Genomic DNA, 16,103 nt, shown 5'->3' with positions numbered 1-16,103 from the left:
CGATGAAAAACGAACAAACCGTGAAAATACAAGAAAAGCAGACCTTCCCGCTTACAATCAAGCGGCTCGGCATCAATGGCGAGGGCGTCGGCTATTTTAAAAGGCAGGTTGTCTTCGTACCAGGCGCGCTGCCTGGTGAAGAGGTCGTCGTCGAAGCGACAAAGGTGAGCCCGAAGTTCGCCGAAGCCAAAATCAAAACGATCCGCAAAGAGTCCGAGTACCGCGTCCAGGCGCCATGCCCGGTCTACGAGCTTTGCGGCGGCTGCCAGCTGCAGCATCTCCGCTATGACCGTCAGCTGCAGGAAAAGCGCGACATCGTCATCCAGGCGCTCGAACGCCATACAAAGCTTCCGGTTGCCGGGCTCGACATCCGCGACACGATCGGCATGGAGGATCCGTGGAACTACCGCAACAAAGCGGCCTTCCAGGTGGGCCAGGAGGATGGAAAAATCATCGCCGGCCTCTATGGGCTCAACTCCCATAACCTGATCAACATCCCGCAATGCGTTGTGCAGCATCCGCACACCAACAAAGCGATCGGGGTCGTCAAAAAGGTCATGAACAAAATAGGCATCACTGTCTACAACGAAAAGACGAAAAAAGGAACCGTCCGCACCATCATGGCCCGGACCGGCATCCAGAGCGGCGAGCTCCAGATCGTCATCATCACATCAACCAAAGACCTGCCGAAAAAAGAGCAGCTCATCACAGAAATCACCAAAAGGCTGCCACAGGTCAAATCAATCATGCAAAACATCAACGGCGAAAAAACATCCCTGATCTTCGGAAAAGAAACGCGCCATATGCACGGGGAAGAATACATCCAGGAAACACTCGGCGACCTGTCCTTCGAGCTGTCTGCCCGGACCTTCTTCCAGCTCAACCCCGAGCAGACCGTCAAGCTCTATAACGAAGTCAAAAAAGCCGCCAGCCTCACAGGCAAGGAAAAAGTCGCAGACGCCTACTGCGGCGTAGGCACCATCGGCCTCTGGCTCGCCGACCAGGCAGGCGAAATCCGCGGCATGGACATCATCCCGGAATCCATCCAGGACGCCAAGAAAAACGCCGCCCGCAACAACATCCAACACGCTAAATACGAAACAGGCAAAGCCGAAGTCCTGCTTCCGAAGTGGATGAAAGAGGGCTGGAGACCGGACGTTATTGTGGTCGATCCGCCAAGAACAGGGCTTGACCAGGCGCTACTGAAAACGATTTTGAAGGTGAGACCTAAGAAGGTTGTTTATGTGTCATGCAATCCGTCTACATTGGCGAAGGATATTGCGGTGCTGGATCCGGAATATAGAGTGGAGTATATGCAGCCGGTGGATATGTTTCCGCAGACGGCGCATGTTGAAGTGGTAAGTGAATTGGTATTGAGGAGTGGAGCAGGTTCCTGATTGGGGGGCCTGTTTTTTTATAAGTAGACATCTCCATTTTTAGAGCCGTTCAATGGAGATAAGAAAAAATGGTAATGCATTAAGGGGCACCTATTTTATAGGTTCTAATTGAGATAGGTTGGTAATGACGTACAAGCTAAGTTTATAAAAATTCGGTATAGAGAGAACAAGGGCTACATTTATTGATTAGAATATAATTATTTCATTCGGTAGTGGGTCAGGTGAGTGTCAACTAGTGATGTGATCTCCTAGTATACATATATAGGCTAGTACACAAATTACAACATAAACCGACCCATGAGAAAAAAATATTAATTATTACCAGAAGATAAAAGCAACAATATTAATTTCTGAATTTTTATTTAGACACTTAGTCAGATTGGTCGGTAAATATATGGTATATTTATACTATTGGGAATTGGGGGGATAAGCTTGGCTAAAGATGTCAATAGTGTAAAAAATGTAAATTCAGAAGAAGATGTTAGAGAATGTAATATTAGTAATATCTTTAATCCTACGGATGAACAAATGAATACTATCATCCATTCATTAAATACATTAAATCAAGTTGAGATTTTAAATATTTTAGGAAGTTTCAATATTTCTATTGATCGTGACACTATAAAGAAGAAAATGGAGTTAATACAATATCTAATTTACGGTTTTAAAAAAGGAATGTTTAATGAAAGGCTATTCAATGAGTTAAGAAGTCAGGCTTTTAATCCTGATATCGATAGTACAGATGGCTTCTTTTTCTCTTTTGAAGCTGATGTGCCAACTATTACCAAAGAAGGTCTAGAGACATTTTTGAAAGACTGGAATGAGGTTAAGGATGATAAAACGATTGAGTTTCTAGAATTGAATAATCAGAGTGCTACATTTTTAGTAACAAAACATACTGATAAGTTTATTTTTGATCAAGAAAGTATGTTTAGTATAAAATATAACGATGAAAAAAGAGCTAAAGTTGAGGTGTATTTTGACAAAAGTATTGTATATGTTCAAACAACAAATACAGTTATTTATAATGCAATAAAAACAATCATTAAAGAATTTCTGCAAGAGCTATTGGATATTGAAAAGCTCAATATAACACCTCCAAAGATGAGCAAAAATCTAAGTCTTACTTTTAATGATGACTTTACTGCGGCTACAGAAGAGAACTCTGTTCATCCAAATACTATTAAACTACTCGATATTTTATTAGAATTAGATGCACCAAGTTCTTCTTTTAGTGGTTTTGAATGTGTAAATATTACTCTTGATCACGAAGATACTATCAACCGAAAAGACGCAAAATCCAAAATAGTTTCTCAAAATTATGGTGGAGGAGATTTACTCAAAAATAAAGTTGTAAAGGACTTAATACTAAGTAATAGAATTATCTATGATATAGAATTTATTATTGAGTATAATCATGTGGATAAAGAGGGGGATATTAGTAAACAACTTGTTACGGTAGGAATGATTAATGATAGGAAAAGTTCGCTAAGAATTTTCATTAAAAATAGCGATTACAATATTCGAAATGTTATTAAGAATGCATATAGTGAGCTTACTAGCGTATTCATATCTAACTATGGTCAGTCACAATTAAGAAATGAGGATAACATAAAAAAACTGTTAGGACTTAGCTGAAATGGAAACAAATGATAATTTCTTTTATGAGGCTATGCTATATGCATTTAAGGATCAGGAAAATTTTTGGATATTGCTTAGAGGACTTATAGATGAAATTGAGATAAGTGAAGGGATTTATTTTAATGTAAACATCTTAGATAAAAAAATACATAATAGTATGTATTCTTTTCGGGTTGATCAAAATAATGATCATATTCAGATCTACATCATAAATAATCTGATGTGGATGTTTGTTGAAGATGTATTTGAATATGCACCTTTACTTAAAAAAGTTGAGTCAAAACTAAGTAAGTATATATCTAAGATACATGTAACAAACAAATATTTTGTTGACTCAATCTTTAATAGTAATTTTAGTAATAACCTCCTAGAAATAAATATTGAAGGTGAGGACATTTCTGAGTTTGAGGCAGAAACCTTTACTGGAAGTTTTATAAATAAAACTTTTGAATATAGAAACATCATTAATTTTAGCGATATTCACATTAGATACCTTAAATTCCAACCTCTTAAATTGAATGCTGTTCTCACACTTAGGTTTCCTAATGTAATTCAGTTCAGTGATTATATTGATTTCAAGATGTATCAGAACTTAATTAAAAGCTTTTCAATTTATATTTATAAAACAAATAGAAAATTATTATATTTTAATAAAGGAGAAGGATATGAGGAAGATAACAATAGCAACTACTAATGACGGGTATAAACTAGAAGAAATGGGTCACCAACCTTGGCATGAATATGATGGATTATCAATAGATTTCATACTAGACTTCAAACATATACCTGAGAAGGAATATTTATTAAAAGTTACTAGTCTATCCAAGGAATTTGATTGGATAAACGTGGAAGATGGTACTTTTATATTTAATCTTGAGAAAATTAAGAGCAACTTTAATGTGTTTTCAGAATGTAAATGGATGAAGAGCTATATTACTCTTAAGCCTAACTATGAACCAGCATTGGATGACTCAAAATTTATAGTGAATTTCTCAGCAACAAAAAAGGAAATTGAAGTTAATGCCCCAAAGAAAATCTTTTTAAGTCATAAAGGTGCAGATAAACCACTAGTTAGAGAGTATTTTCAACTACTAAAAGAATTAGGGTTTGATCCATGGCTGGATGAAGACGCAATGGCTGCTGGAACAAAGTTGAATAGAGGAATATACCAAGGTTTTAAAGAGTCATGTGCAGCTATATTTTTTGTTACTCCATCATTTAAAGATGAAGATTATCTAGAGGACGAAGTAGATTATGCCATAGATGAACAAAAAGAAAAAGGTGACAAATTCGCAATTATCACATTGGCATTAAAAGATCAAGATGGAAAAACAGGAGAAATTCCCGGATTGTTAAGAAAATATGTATATAAAGAACCAAGTTCACAACTTGAAGCATTTAGAGAGATTATTAGGGCGCTCCCTATAGAAACAGGAAATAAAGTATGGAAAAATTAGGCGTATGGATTTGATCTCTTAAGACTATTTCACTTTTTTTAGATAGTATAAGTTAGTTATATAAACTAAGAACAGTCTTCTCAAAGGGCTGTTTTTTAGTTGGGAGTGACTGATGGTAATATCATTAATAAGTGGTATAATTACCGCTTATTTGTTTTAAGTAGTAGTTATAGTCGCCTTTGATTGTGTACGTGACACATGTTGAGTTTGTTGCGGAATTGGGTTTAAAAGAAGGAGCAGATACTTACCTGATCAGATGTCTGCTTAATATTAATGAGATCACATTGTTAAGTGTAGCAACGGTAGAATAATCACTTTTATTTAGGATTAGTAAAGATGAACCTTATAATAATAATTTAATGATGTTTTGGGAAAAGGTGTTACCAAGTTCAACACTATAACTCCCAAAGTCTACAATTACAACCAGAAACTAAGAGGATGCAGCCAATTTGGTTTTACAAATTAAATGAAATGATATATCAAGCATATTCTCATAATTCTTTAGTTCCTATACTTACTCTCGCACGACTAAAACAAACATCTTCTACTTTTCAGTATATTCCGGAAATAAAAACAAGACAAGATATAGCTTCTTCTAAGCCTACTATGGAAATAGATATAAGTTGTGTGGTGGACGGAAATATTGTTATAGGAGAGTGTAAGAAAGGTAATAACTTGAAGGATAAGAGTAATACGGATGAAGATGTAATAAAAAAGTACTTAAAATTAGCAGAAAAGGGCACATATAATTGTGTTTAGCACGTTAGAAAGTTGGAGTAAATCTACATTAGAATTACTAAAAAAATATCAATCTGAATCGAGAAACGTAAACATTGAAATCTATCAAGAAAGCGATCTGACAATAGTTAGTTAACTAGAAAAACTCGTATAAAAAACAATAAATAGGTGCCTGACCCCATATTATAATGCTTTAAAGCGTGTGGGGTCAGGCACTTACTTTACAGCTGTCACTTTATCGCCTACGTTTAAACACTAGTTGTTAACCACTTAATTGCTAAATACAGGCTACGGATCCATATGATATGATGAAGAAAATAACATTATATGGGGGTGGGAAGATGTCCATTCCAGATAAGAACATTATAATCAGTTCGGTCAGCAAGAGATATAGTTGTTCACTTTCCAATATCATACGAAAGAAAATTATGTATCATGGGGTAAGCAACGGTAAGAAGTTAGTCCTTTGTACACCAGAATCAAGGTTACATCGACAAGGTCACGGTTGGTTCGACCTAACAACTAAACAAGTTGATTTACTGGATGACGCAGAATTAGCAATACTGGCCATTCGGCTAGAAGGATATAAAATTTATTATGTTGATTTCAAGCAACTTAGACAGTTAATAAACCGAGATATGACGTTAAACTATTCTGAGGATAGGAAGTGGAGATTCTATATTTGGGAAAAATATTTAAAAGTAAGAGGCAATGATAAGAAGTTCGATATAGAGCCTGAATTAGTTACTGTTTAAATGATTTTTACAATTTTAGTAGGGAGACATTCAAGATGAAACAAGAGATGAAACGGTATCTACCAGAAGAAGTACCAGACCATCTATTCACTCAAAACAAGCTAAATCGAATGGGTTTAACAACTACTTCTGAACACGCTGCTTATGTATCATATCCTGAACAAAAGCGTGAATATAAACTATTTGATATTAACAATACGAGGAAACGTAAGCAGCAAAAAGGCTTTTCTTTAGTAGAAAAAGAATTAACTGTTGACCAAGTCCTAGAGGAACGTAAACGTGAACTTGTCGTAAGGAAAAATCAGTTGGGTTAATTGATAACTTTTACTTTAGAATATTTCTGAAGATACAACAAAGAAATCAAATCTAAATGTTTTAGTCACAAAGAATTATGGTGATGGTAATGACAACTGTACATATAAGATGGTATGGGGCTTATGGTCTTGAAAATTTTTATAATAGGGAAATAGCACGGTATTCAGGAATTTATGCAATATATAGAGTTTATGGTGAAAAAGAAACTTTGCTTTATATAGGAAAAACTAGCAGACCTTTTTGGCGAAGGATAAGTGAACATCAAAGAGATTGGCTTTGGAATGTAAAAGGAAAAATAAAAATTAGAGTAGGGTTATTAGAATTTCCTAATGGTGGAAGATATTCAGTTAAGAAATTGGCTGATGTTGAATCGCTGTTAATATTGTGGCATTTACCAAGAGAAAACACTACATCAACAGGATTTTATTGGGGGAGAGTGGAGTTGGAAGTTATTAATCTCGGAAGAAGAGGCTTGATTGACAGGAAAGTATCTACTAATGATTTAGAATGGGCATAATTTTAAAATGGCATAATAGTAAAACTTTACTAATTACATCCATTGCTAGATAATTAAACTTAAATTAAATTTTATTGTAGGGGGTATTCAAATGCGTCAGAATGAAGATGGTTCCCAAAAGAAGGATTTGTCCTTAATAGAAGAGGCATCTGATTTATTGCAAAGTGAAAATATTGATATATCACTTGAAGATTTGAAAAACCTCATGCAATATTCTCCCCATATTAAAGAAATATTCGCAAAAGCAGCTGAGTTATCAAGTAACTCTGGGCAAAATGTATTTGATATCATAAAAAAAGCAATTTCAGTTTATGAAGTAGAATTAAAAAGGGATGATCTTACGTTTGAACAGAGGACAGTCGTTTATGGCCACATTGACAAACAGGTATCGAATGCTATGCAACAGGACGAAAGTAATAAAAAGTTTTTAGGTGGAGCAATTGGAGCTTCACTCATAGTATTAGCGGGCGGTGCTGTAAAGTTTGGTCCTAAAATATTTAAAGCTATTGTTAAAAAGTAATTCAATATTTCATGTATGATTGTTTCAGCTATAGTTAACTATCAGCAGGGGGAGGATAGGTTCTTGCTGAACTAAAACAGTTATTAATATTATTGTTTAATTAAGACTAAGCAAGGACTTTAATTAGTCCTTTCAGACTGTAGGCAAACTCGACGAAAGTCGGGTTTGCCTACAGTCTATTTTTTTATACACTTATAGATATATCAATGCTTGAGGTGATTACTGTGCTGACAAAGAATAATTCAATCCAGCGGGATTAAATTGAAATGATTGCTCTTGATCAACTTGTACCTGTGAACCATTTGGTTCGCAAGATTGAGGCAGCGATCGACTTTTCCTTCATTTATCCACTTGTGGAAGACAAAAAAATAGGTGCCTGACCCCACATTAGCTAATGCTTTAAAGTGTATGGGGTCAGGCACTTTCTTTTTCGCCTGGACCTTCTTCCAGCTTACCTCCTAGCAGACCGTCAAGCTCTATAACGAAGTCAAAAAAGCGGCAGCCCTTACAGGCAAAGAAAAAGTCGCAGACGCATACTGCGGCGTAGGCACCATCTGCCTCTGGCTAGCCGACCAGAAATAGGTGCCAGACCCGACATTAACTAATGCTTTAACGAGTGTGGGGTCAAGCACCATCTTTCGTGAAAATTTATAAAATTTAAAAAACATATTGCGTACATTTAATTTTGATGTTAATATTCAGCACAGGTAATCAAAATTAATAGCAAGCTTTCAACTCTTATCGAGAGCAGGCGGAGGGATTTGGCCCGATGAAGCCCAGCAACCGACCGTAATTCCGTTGTGAAACGGGGCGCTAGCAAGATTTGCGCCGGTATGTAAATACCTTTAAGGCACGGTGCTAATTCCAACAGAGGAGATTTTTCTTTTCTGGGAGATAAGAGGTGTGGAGATTCGATACATAATCTTCAGCCTCTTTCTCTACGGAGAAAGAGGCTTTTTTATGTTATAAAAGGAGTGATTTACAGGTCAGCATCAAAGGGGTCAAAGCAAAAGCATAAAAAAAAACAATAATGGAGAGAGAAAATGAAGAATAAAAAATGGAGCTTTCTATTAAGTATTTTTGTCGTTATCCTGCTTACAGCAGGGTGCCAGCCAAAGACAGGCGTCAGCACCGAGGGAGAGGCGGCGGCCGATAAAACCAATGGTGATAACCAGCTTGCCGATAAAAAGATCGCATTAATTATGCAGCAAAATCTTGGTACGTTTTCTGCTCAATATATTGACGGTGTGAAGGAGCAGGTTACGAAATTCGGCGGAACTACCACAGTTTTTACTTCTGATGGTGACCTGGCGAAAATGTCTTCAAACCTGGACGCAGCGATCAACCAGGGATTTGATGCTATTTTAATAGACCATGGCACGAAAGAAGCATTGGCGGCCGGAGTCCAAAAGGCGGTCGAGAAAGAAATCCCGGTCGTTGCCTTTGACGCCGAGGTTAGTGAACCGGATGTGACCGTGCTTGAGCAGGGTGACCAGCAGATGGCAAAAAGCACTCTTGAGAGACTGGCTGAGGACTCAGATGGAAACGCAAATATCGTTAAAATATGGGTAGCCGGCTTTGCGCCGATGGAGCGAAGACAAGTTGCCTATAAGGAATTCCTTGAACAGAATCCGGGGATTAAAGAGGTCGCGGCATTTGGAGCAGCGACGCAGAATACAGCATTGGATACTCAGTCACAAATGGAAGCCATTTTAAAGCAGTATCCGGAGAAAGGGCAGATTACAGCAGTTTGGGCAGCATGGGATGAATTTGCCAAAGGAGCCGTGCGTGCTATCCAGCAGGCCGGCCGGACAGATATCAAAGTGTACGGAATCGATATGAGTGATGAAGACCTGCAAATGATTCAGGACAAGAATTCTCCTTGGGTGGCAACTGCAGCTGTTGATCCAAAGGATATTGGCAGAATACAGGTTCGCTATGCCTATCAAAAATTATCCGGAGAAGAGACTCCTGACAATGTTAAATTAACACCGGTGTTCGTATCAAAAGATGACCTCCCGGAAGAGCAAATCACAACCACTGAGCTGAATGAATACGTGGAAGGATGGGGCAACAGCGACCAGGGATATACCGAAACCCTGAAGGAATTGGAAGAAGGGAAATAACAGAGGGACATTAGGCAGCCTTAGGTTAAAGGCCGCCTGATGTTTTCCTTTTTTAAAGGAGGCAGCATGATGGGTGCAACACTACTTGAAATGAGAAATATATCCAAGAGCTTTGGTGCAGCAAAGGCTTTGAAGGGAGCTGGACTGCATTTGGCCTCTGGGGAAGTACATGCTTTATTGGGGGCCAATGGTGCGGGTAAAAGTACGCTTATCAAAATTCTGGCGGGTGCTTACAGCCATGATGAAGGCGATATTTATCTTAACGGAAAGCCAGTCACGATCCATTCACCAAAAGAGGCGAAGGATCTGGGCATCCACTGTGTTTACCAGGAGGTGGATACGGCATTGGTGCCGCAGCTGACAGTGGCGGAGAATATTCTGCTTGATTCCTTTGCCGGAGGAAACCGTTTTTTCGTCTCAAAAAAGGAGCTGAAGCGAAAAGCAGAAGAAATTCTTGCTCTCCTGAATGAAGAGCAAATAGCTGTAGACCAATATGTCTCAGAGCTGACCCTCGCTCAAAAGCAAATGGTACTGATCGCCAGAGGCCTGGTCAAAGAAGCGGGCATCATCATTTTGGATGAACCGACTGCCCCGCTGTCGATCGAGGAAACAAAATATCTTTTTAATATTGTGAGAAAGCTGAAGGCGCAGGGGATGGGCATCATCTTCATTTCTCACCGGCTGCCGGAAGTATTTGAAATAAGTGACCGGATTACCGTCATGAGAGACGGTGAAACCATTCAGACCTTTAAAACAACACAAGCTACCCATCAGGAAATTGTCGAGGCGATGCTTGGCAAAGAGATTCAAATCACAGAAAAACAAAAAACGGTACCCGGGAAGAAACTGTTAGAGGTCAATGGGATAAGTGATGGCGGGTTAGTGAAAAATGCCAGTCTTTCGGTTTCAAGGGGAGAGATAGTAGGAGTCGCAGGGCTGGTTGGAGCAGGAAAAACAGAACTGGCGCGAATTTTGTTCGGCCTTGCGAAAACAGAATCAGGTGAAATGACGATGAATGGGGAAATAGGTCCCTTTAAAAGCCCGGCGGATGCGATACGTGCCGGTGTGGTTTTAATTCCGGAAGAAAGGAGGAAAGAGGGATTGTTTATCAATGAGTCGATTGAACATAATCTTTCTTTCCCTCATCTAAAATCGTTTTCCTCTTTTCTTTTCCTGAATAAAAAATCGGAAAAAAGCCACGCGGAAAAAATTATTAAAAACCTGGGTGTTAAAACAGGCGGGACAACTGATCCGGTTCTCCATTTAAGCGGAGGAAACCAGCAGAAGGTGGCGATCGGAAAATGGACAGGAGCAGACAGTGACCTCTATATTTTCGATGAACCGACCAAAGGTGTGGACATTGGTGCAAAGAAGGAAATCTTCGACCTTATCCAAGGCCTTGCCGACCAGGGGAAGGGTATTCTCTATCTTACTAGTGAAATTTCAGAAATCCTGACTGTCTCGGACCGAATCTTAGTGATATATGACGGGATGATTGTAAAAGAATTATCAAGGGAAGAGGCCACACAGGAAAAAATTCTGCTGTATGCGAGCGGGGGAAAGGAGGAAAGTGATGAGCAGCAGAGTGTTTCAGTTTGTATATAAATATGGTGCCATCCTATTGATGGCTCTGATCTTGGTTTATTTCACCATCGTTAATCCGGCATTTTTTTCTTACAGTAATATATCAGATATTCTGCGTTCCATCTCCATTGTCACCCTGCTGGCTCTAGGAGTGACATTTACCCTGATTGTGGATGGATTTGATTTGTCGGTAGGATCCACGATGTCCCTTGCGACGGTCTTAACAGCTTCTTTGATGGTATGGTTTGAGCTCCCGCTTTGGGCAGTCCTGATCCTCCCGATTTTGGCAGGCGCCGCGGTGGGGCTGTTTAACTCCCTTCTTATTGTAAAAATTAAAATACCTGATCTGCTGGCAACCTTAGGGGTCATGTATATCATTTCAGGCCTGCACCGCACATACACTGAGGGATATTCTATCTACAGCCACATGGAATTGACAACGGGAGGAAAGGCACCTGGAGAGTTTTATCCAAATTTCCTTTGGATTGGGCAGGGAAGACTATGGGGAATTCCTGTCCCAGTGATCATAATGCTGATATTGGTGGCTGCTGTTTACGTGGTATTGAATAAAACCCGGTGGGGAAGAATCCTGTATATGACCGGAGGGAATGCAGAGGCAGCCCGGTTGTCAGGAACCAATGTGAATAAAGTGAAAACCCTTGCTTATGTAGTATCCGGGATCTTTGCATCGCTGGCAGGGATTCTCTTTGCGTCCAGGGTTGGATCTGGACAAATAGATTCCGGGGCTTCCTTGCTGATGGAGGCTGTAGCCGCTGTCTTCGTCGGATTCTCTGTTCTTGGAGCAGGAAAACCAAATGCGTTGGGCACGTTTTTTGGAGCAGCTTTAATAGGAGTGCTCCTCAACGGGCTGACAATGCTGAATTTACCATACTACGCATTTGAAATTGTAAAAGGCACAGTCCTCGTCCTTGCACTCACGGTCACCTATTTCCGACTCAGTGCTAAAAAATCAGCACGTTCAAAAATACAAATGAAGAGTGCCAGTTAGAGAAATAGGTGCCTGACTCCACACTAGTTAATACTTTAAAGTGTGTGGGGGTCAGGCACTTTCTTAAGGCATTGTTGAAGACTATTTTGAAGGTGAAGCCAAAGAAGGTTGTGTATGTGTCCTGCAATCCGTCGACATTGGCGAAGGATATTGCAGTGCTGGATCCGGAGTATAGAGTGGAGTATATGCAGCCGGTGGATATGTTTCCGCAGACGGCGCATGTTGAAGTGGTATGTGAATTAGTGTAGGAGTGGAGCAGGTTCCTGAGGAGGGGGCCTGTTTTTTATACATTAGATTTTTAATACTTGTATTCAATAGAGACTGGGATACTGTAAGGTGTATGCTTTAAAGCATACATTTATGTAACAAACTATCCGAAAATACCGTCCAACATGTAAGGGAGGAATAATTTATGAAAAATTATTGCTTACTATTGAGCGCAATGGTTTTAAGCCTTATAATTACAGCCTGTCACAATAATCAATCAACGGACTACGAGATCAATATCATTAAAAATACCGAAAATGAGCGTTCTGATATTCAGATTCCAAAAAGTAACCTTGAACAAGTGGTTTCATTAATTAGTGAATTATATTGGGAAACGGCAAAAGTACAGATGGTTAGAGAGCCTGATTTTAAAGTCGAAATTAAGAATAAAGCTAATGAATTAAAGAACTATAATGTTTGGGTTACTAATAATGTAGTGGAGATGACTCAAGTAGGTAATGATAAATACACAAAGCTAGATGAAGGAACTTCAAATTCATTATTAAACTTACTAGAACCATCAAAAAAGGATACTCCATAAAAGAGTATCCTTTGTCTAATTTAGTTGCCAACTGCTTTCTTTGCACCTGTAATATCTTTGGATGTAGGAGATGAAGCCGTCCGGCTACTAAATCTATACATTAACAGCCCTGCAGAGCGGAAAGCTCAAATTCATTATTCCGGCCAGGATATTCTTTCCGCTTCATCTTTCAAGTTCATTTCATAAAGCTTTTCTTTAAGATAAGCTTTTACTTCCTCATGGTCGTATAGCAATGCTTTTGACTGTGCATCCCTAAGGAACACGTATTTTAAAGGGAGGGGGGCATGTTCGAAAAAGTCTCTTACACGAGCTAAGTCTAATGTCTGTCCTCTTTCCAATTGAAAAGGTGAGTGCGTCTTTTCAGCGTTATTTTCTATATGGCTCACCACACCGACCCCATCTTCCGTCTTAAATTGTACAGATTCTTCACGCTCATTATTTACTTTTTGCAGATAATAAGATAGAGAGTCAATTGGCTGAAGCTGAAGAGCTTCCTGAACGGCTTTTACCACAGTTCTTCGGTTTTCGTCGCTGTATTCTTCGCTCTGTTTTATGTATTTCTCAACGTCTTCAGGGCTTGACGAGAGTTCAATGGCGTCCAGTACATGCGGAGTATAGACAGCAATACTCAGAAAGTCTTCAAGATTTCTGGCCACGAGCTTTACCGGGTCGTCAAAATCCATGGGAGAAACCCTCACAATATATGCATTATGTAAGTCACTTACACTTCCGAAATCTGTTAGGAAACCGAAATGAATTCCGTCTATCCCTGGCCTTGCAAACGATATAACATCAAGCGGCGTATTCAAATATCTGGAATCAACGCCTTCATAATCATAATAGAGGCCCAATAGATCCCCATATGGCAGCAGCCCCTTCTTATCCAAGTCTTTTTGCAAATGAATGACTTCTTGCAGCCTTTCTGGAATCTCAAATTTTCCATAATTCAATTTAACGGACATGGTATCCTCCTTCTTGCATCCAGTCAGTATCAATAGAAACATGAGCAGCGTACTTTTCTGAATAGTGTTTATTTTTTTATCATAAATAGAGTGGAAGACTGCGTCAAGGAGGAGTAAGACCGGGGGCCTTTCCCCCCATTTTGTGAAGTATTAAAGTCTTTGAATTTGGTCGGTTACAATCACCAATTTTCCCCTAGCGTATGAATATATAGAGCACGACAATAGAAATAGGTGCCTTATCCCACATTCACTAATGCTTTACAGTGAGTGGGGCAAGGCACTTTTTTAAATTGAAAAATGAAAGGACCTCTCTTATGAAAATGTGGGTCAATAAAAAAGAGGTACCCAAGTGAATTATCTAAATTCATTAGGTACCATCAGTTATTAAAACACCTTCGTAGTCCAATCCTCACAATTCCAAATATCGGTCGCAATTTCACGATAGAAGTCAGGTTCGTGGGATACCATCAAGATACTTCCGCGGTAGGCTTTTAGAGCACGTTTTAGTTCTTCTTTTGCGTCGACATCCAGGTGGTTGGTAGGCTCGTCTAGAATGAGTAAGTTCGTTTCTGTGTTTAAAATTTTACACAGGCGGACTTTGGCTTTTTCGCCGCCGGAGAGGACTTCGACTTTGCTTTCAATATGCTTGGTTGTTAATCCGCATTTTGCAAGAGCAGCGCGGACTTCAGCCTGGTTCATGCTTGGGAATTCGCTCCAGATTTCTTCAATGCAAGTGTTATAGTTGGCCTCTTTTACCTCTTGCTCGAAATAACCGAGGTGTTGATATTCACCGCGTTCGACTTTACCCGAAATCGGATTAACCAGCCCAAGAATGCTTTTTAAAAGAGTGGACTTACCAATACCGTTTGCACCTACGAAGGCAATTTTTTGTCCGCGTTCCATTTTTAAATTCAACGGGCGGGACAGTGGTTCATCGTATCCAATCACAAGATCTTCTGCTGTGAAAATCCAGCGGCTGGCTGCACGGGCTTCTTTGAAATGAAATTCCGGCTTCGGCTTTTCTCTCCCCAACTCAATCACTTCCATTTTGTCGAGCTTCTTCTGGCGGGACATCGCCATATTACGAGTCGCGACATTTGCTTTGTTACGGGCGACAAAGTCCTTTAAACCAGCAATTTCCTGCTGCTGGCGCTTGTAAGCAGACTCCAGCTGCTGCTTCTTCATTTCATGTATATTCAAGAAGTTATCATAGTCACCAACATAGCGATTCAATTCCTGGTTTTCCATATGATAGATCAAGTTAACAACACTGTTCAGGAATGGAATATCATGTGAAATCAGGATAAAGGCATTTTCGTATTCCTGTAAATAGCGCTTCAGCCATTCGATATGCTGTTCATCCAAATAGTTCGTAGGCTCATCCAGCAAGAGGATTTCAGGCTTTTCCAGCAAAAGCTTAGCCAGCAGCACTTTCGTACGCTGACCGCCGCTGAGATCATCTACATCCCGATCCAGTCCAACGTCGTCTAATCCCAGACCGCGCGCAACTTCCTCAACCTTTGAGTTAATCTGATAGAAATCGTTACTATCCAACGTTTCCTGCAGCTCTCCAACTTCAGCAAGCAGTGCCTCGATATCAGCACCTTCATCACCCATTTTTCCATAAAGTTCATTGATCTCCGCTTCAGCATCAAATAGATATTGAAAGGCAGTACTCAAAGCCTCTCGCATCGTCGTCCCTTTTTGAAGTACAGAGTTCTGATCTAAATAACCAACGCGAACTTTTCTTGACCACTCTACTTTTCCCTCATCGGGCTGCAGCTTGCCAGTTACAATATTCATGAAAGTAGACTTACCCTCACCATTTGCCCCAACAAGTCCAACATGCTCACCTTTCAAAAGACGAAAAGACACATCATTAAAAATCGCACGATCACCAAAGCCGTGGCTTAAATCTTTTACGTATAATACGCTCATTTTTTTACCCCCATGTATAAATGCCTCTAGTGGATATTTTACTTGATTTAGACTGAATTTTGTACTTGAAGTTATTTGAAGTGCAAATTGCATGCTCCAAATAAGTTGGCCGCACCTTAAAGGAATAGGTGCCTGATCCCCCATTAGCTAATACTTTTAAGCTTGTGGGGTCTGGCACTTTCTTTCAGATCGTCATCAAACAAAGACCTGCCGAAAAAAGAGCAGTTCATCACAGAAATCACCAAAAGGCTACCGCAGGTCAAATCAAGCATGCAAAACATCAACGATGAATAAACATTTCTGATCTTCGGAAAAGAAACGCGCCATATGCAGGGG

The 16,103-nt window shown here is 39.7% G+C and carries 15 protein-coding genes, 2 pseudogenes and 1 riboswitch; of the genes and pseudogenes, 15 read left to right on the top strand and 2 right to left on the bottom strand.

Going from position 1 to position 16,103, the window contains the following annotated elements; all coding sequences use genetic code 11:
• The first annotated feature begins 2 nt into the window (after positions 1-2).
• The 15 genes and pseudogenes from rlmD (at position 3) to ACQCVH_RS19515 (ending at position 12,867) form a co-directional block, all read left to right on the top strand.
• Positions 3-1,397, top strand: a complete 1,395-nt coding sequence (gene rlmD, locus ACQCVH_RS19585; protein WP_426837284.1) for a 23S rRNA (uracil(1939)-C(5))-methyltransferase RlmD — start codon at positions 3-5, stop codon at positions 1,395-1,397.
• 432 nt (positions 1,398-1,829) lie between these two features.
• Entirely contained in the window at positions 1,830-3,035 is a 1,206-nt protein-coding gene (locus ACQCVH_RS19580; RefSeq protein ID WP_426837283.1) for a hypothetical protein, read from the top strand.
• Position 3,036: 1 nt separating this feature from the next.
• Positions 3,037-3,732, top strand: coding sequence for a hypothetical protein (locus ACQCVH_RS19575; RefSeq protein WP_426837282.1), 696 nt, complete (start codon positions 3,037-3,039; stop codon positions 3,730-3,732).
• Positions 3,704-4,495 (top strand): toll/interleukin-1 receptor domain-containing protein, encoded by a 792-nt coding sequence (locus tag ACQCVH_RS19570; protein ID WP_426837281.1) that lies wholly within the window; start codon positions 3,704-3,706, stop codon positions 4,493-4,495. Before ACQCVH_RS19575 ends, ACQCVH_RS19570 begins: the two co-directional genes overlap by 29 nt.
• A 438-nt stretch (positions 4,496-4,933) precedes the next feature.
• Complete coding sequence (locus ACQCVH_RS19565; protein WP_426837280.1) at positions 4,934-5,254, top strand: hypothetical protein; 321 nt, start codon at positions 4,934-4,936, stop codon at positions 5,252-5,254.
• 320 nt (positions 5,255-5,574) lie between these two features.
• Positions 5,575-5,988: a hypothetical protein gene (locus ACQCVH_RS19560; protein WP_426837279.1), complete on the top strand. Its 414-nt coding sequence runs from the start codon at positions 5,575-5,577 to the stop codon at positions 5,986-5,988.
• 35 nt (positions 5,989-6,023) lie between these two features.
• Complete coding sequence (locus ACQCVH_RS19555; protein WP_426837278.1) at positions 6,024-6,302, top strand: hypothetical protein; 279 nt, start codon at positions 6,024-6,026, stop codon at positions 6,300-6,302.
• Between the two features lie 80 nt (positions 6,303-6,382).
• Positions 6,383-6,820 carry a GIY-YIG nuclease family protein gene (locus ACQCVH_RS19550; RefSeq protein WP_426837276.1) on the top strand — a complete coding sequence of 146 codons (438 nt, stop codon included), beginning with the start codon at positions 6,383-6,385 and terminating at the stop codon, positions 6,818-6,820.
• Positions 6,821-6,911: 91 nt separating this feature from the next.
• Complete coding sequence (locus ACQCVH_RS19545) at positions 6,912-7,340, top strand: hypothetical protein (RefSeq protein ID WP_426837275.1); 429 nt, start codon at positions 6,912-6,914, stop codon at positions 7,338-7,340.
• Between the two features lie 462 nt (positions 7,341-7,802).
• A pseudogene (locus ACQCVH_RS19540) lies at positions 7,803-7,913 on the top strand (hypothetical protein); the annotation flags it as partial.
• A 162-nt stretch (positions 7,914-8,075) separates the two neighbouring features.
• Positions 8,076-8,241, top strand: a riboswitch (SAM riboswitch).
• Positions 8,242-8,383: 142 nt separating this feature from the next.
• Positions 8,384-9,466, top strand: coding sequence for a sugar ABC transporter substrate-binding protein (locus ACQCVH_RS19535; RefSeq protein ID WP_426837274.1), 1,083 nt, complete (start codon positions 8,384-8,386; stop codon positions 9,464-9,466).
• Between the two features lie 66 nt (positions 9,467-9,532).
• On the top strand, positions 9,533-11,071 hold the full coding sequence (locus ACQCVH_RS19530) for a sugar ABC transporter ATP-binding protein (protein WP_426837273.1): 1,539 nt from the start codon (positions 9,533-9,535) through the stop codon (positions 11,069-11,071).
• The gene (locus ACQCVH_RS19525) at positions 11,040-12,059 is read left to right on the top strand and encodes an ABC transporter permease (RefSeq protein ID WP_426837272.1); all 1,020 of its coding nucleotides are present in this window, start codon (positions 11,040-11,042) and stop codon (positions 12,057-12,059) included. The genes ACQCVH_RS19530 and ACQCVH_RS19525 overlap by 32 nt, the downstream gene beginning before the upstream one ends.
• 68 nt (positions 12,060-12,127) lie before the next feature.
• Positions 12,128-12,307, top strand: a pseudogene (locus ACQCVH_RS19520) (23S rRNA (uracil(1939)-C(5))-methyltransferase RlmD); the annotation flags it as partial.
• 164 nt (positions 12,308-12,471) lie between these two features.
• The gene (locus tag ACQCVH_RS19515; protein ID WP_426837271.1) at positions 12,472-12,867 is read left to right on the top strand and encodes a YhfM domain-containing protein; all 396 of its coding nucleotides are present in this window, start codon (positions 12,472-12,474) and stop codon (positions 12,865-12,867) included.
• A 134-nt stretch (positions 12,868-13,001) separates the two neighbouring features.
• Here the strand turns inward: ACQCVH_RS19515 and ACQCVH_RS19510 are convergent, their stop codons facing one another.
• Complete coding sequence (locus ACQCVH_RS19510) at positions 13,002-13,829, bottom strand: hypothetical protein (RefSeq protein WP_426837270.1); 828 nt, start codon at positions 13,827-13,829, stop codon at positions 13,002-13,004.
• Positions 13,830-14,213: 384 nt separating this feature from the next.
• The gene (locus tag ACQCVH_RS19505) at positions 14,214-15,767 is read right to left on the bottom strand and encodes an ABC-F family ATP-binding cassette domain-containing protein (protein WP_094769308.1); all 1,554 of its coding nucleotides are present in this window, start codon (positions 15,765-15,767) and stop codon (positions 14,214-14,216) included.
• Between the last annotated feature and the right edge of the window lie 336 nt (positions 15,768-16,103).

The organism is Bacillus infantis, assembly GCF_050107595.1.
Taxonomy (GTDB): Bacteria; Bacillota; Bacilli; order Bacillales; family Cytobacillaceae; genus Bacillus_AB; species Bacillus_AB infantis_C.
This window is presented reverse-complemented; position numbering and strand designations above follow the sequence as displayed.

Bases quoted from the DNA above. Each gene is read 5' to 3' on its own strand.
- ACQCVH_RS19505 (WP_094769308.1), bottom strand. From the start codon at position 15,767: ATGAGCGTATTATACGTAAAAGATTTAAGCCACGGCTTTGGTGATCGT.
- ACQCVH_RS19565 (WP_426837280.1), top strand. From the start codon at position 4,934: ATGCAGCCAATTTGGTTTTACAAATTAAATGAAATGATATATCAAGCA.
- rlmD (WP_426837284.1), top strand. From the start codon at position 3: ATGAAAAACGAACAAACCGTGAAAATACAAGAAAAGCAGACCTTCCCG.
- ACQCVH_RS19525 (WP_426837272.1), top strand. From the start codon at position 11,040: ATGAGCAGCAGAGTGTTTCAGTTTGTATATAAATATGGTGCCATCCTA.
- ACQCVH_RS19535 (WP_426837274.1), top strand. From the start codon at position 8,384: ATGAAGAATAAAAAATGGAGCTTTCTATTAAGTATTTTTGTCGTTATC.
- ACQCVH_RS19570 (WP_426837281.1), top strand. From the start codon at position 3,704: ATGAGGAAGATAACAATAGCAACTACTAATGACGGGTATAAACTAGAA.
- ACQCVH_RS19510 (WP_426837270.1), bottom strand. From the start codon at position 13,829: ATGTCCGTTAAATTGAATTATGGAAAATTTGAGATTCCAGAAAGGCTG.
- ACQCVH_RS19555 (WP_426837278.1), top strand. From the start codon at position 6,024: ATGAAACAAGAGATGAAACGGTATCTACCAGAAGAAGTACCAGACCAT.
- ACQCVH_RS19515 (WP_426837271.1), top strand. From the start codon at position 12,472: ATGAAAAATTATTGCTTACTATTGAGCGCAATGGTTTTAAGCCTTATA.
- ACQCVH_RS19560 (WP_426837279.1), top strand. From the start codon at position 5,575: ATGTCCATTCCAGATAAGAACATTATAATCAGTTCGGTCAGCAAGAGA.
- ACQCVH_RS19575 (WP_426837282.1), top strand. From the start codon at position 3,037: ATGGAAACAAATGATAATTTCTTTTATGAGGCTATGCTATATGCATTT.
- ACQCVH_RS19545 (WP_426837275.1), top strand. From the start codon at position 6,912: ATGCGTCAGAATGAAGATGGTTCCCAAAAGAAGGATTTGTCCTTAATA.
- ACQCVH_RS19530 (WP_426837273.1), top strand. From the start codon at position 9,533: ATGATGGGTGCAACACTACTTGAAATGAGAAATATATCCAAGAGCTTT.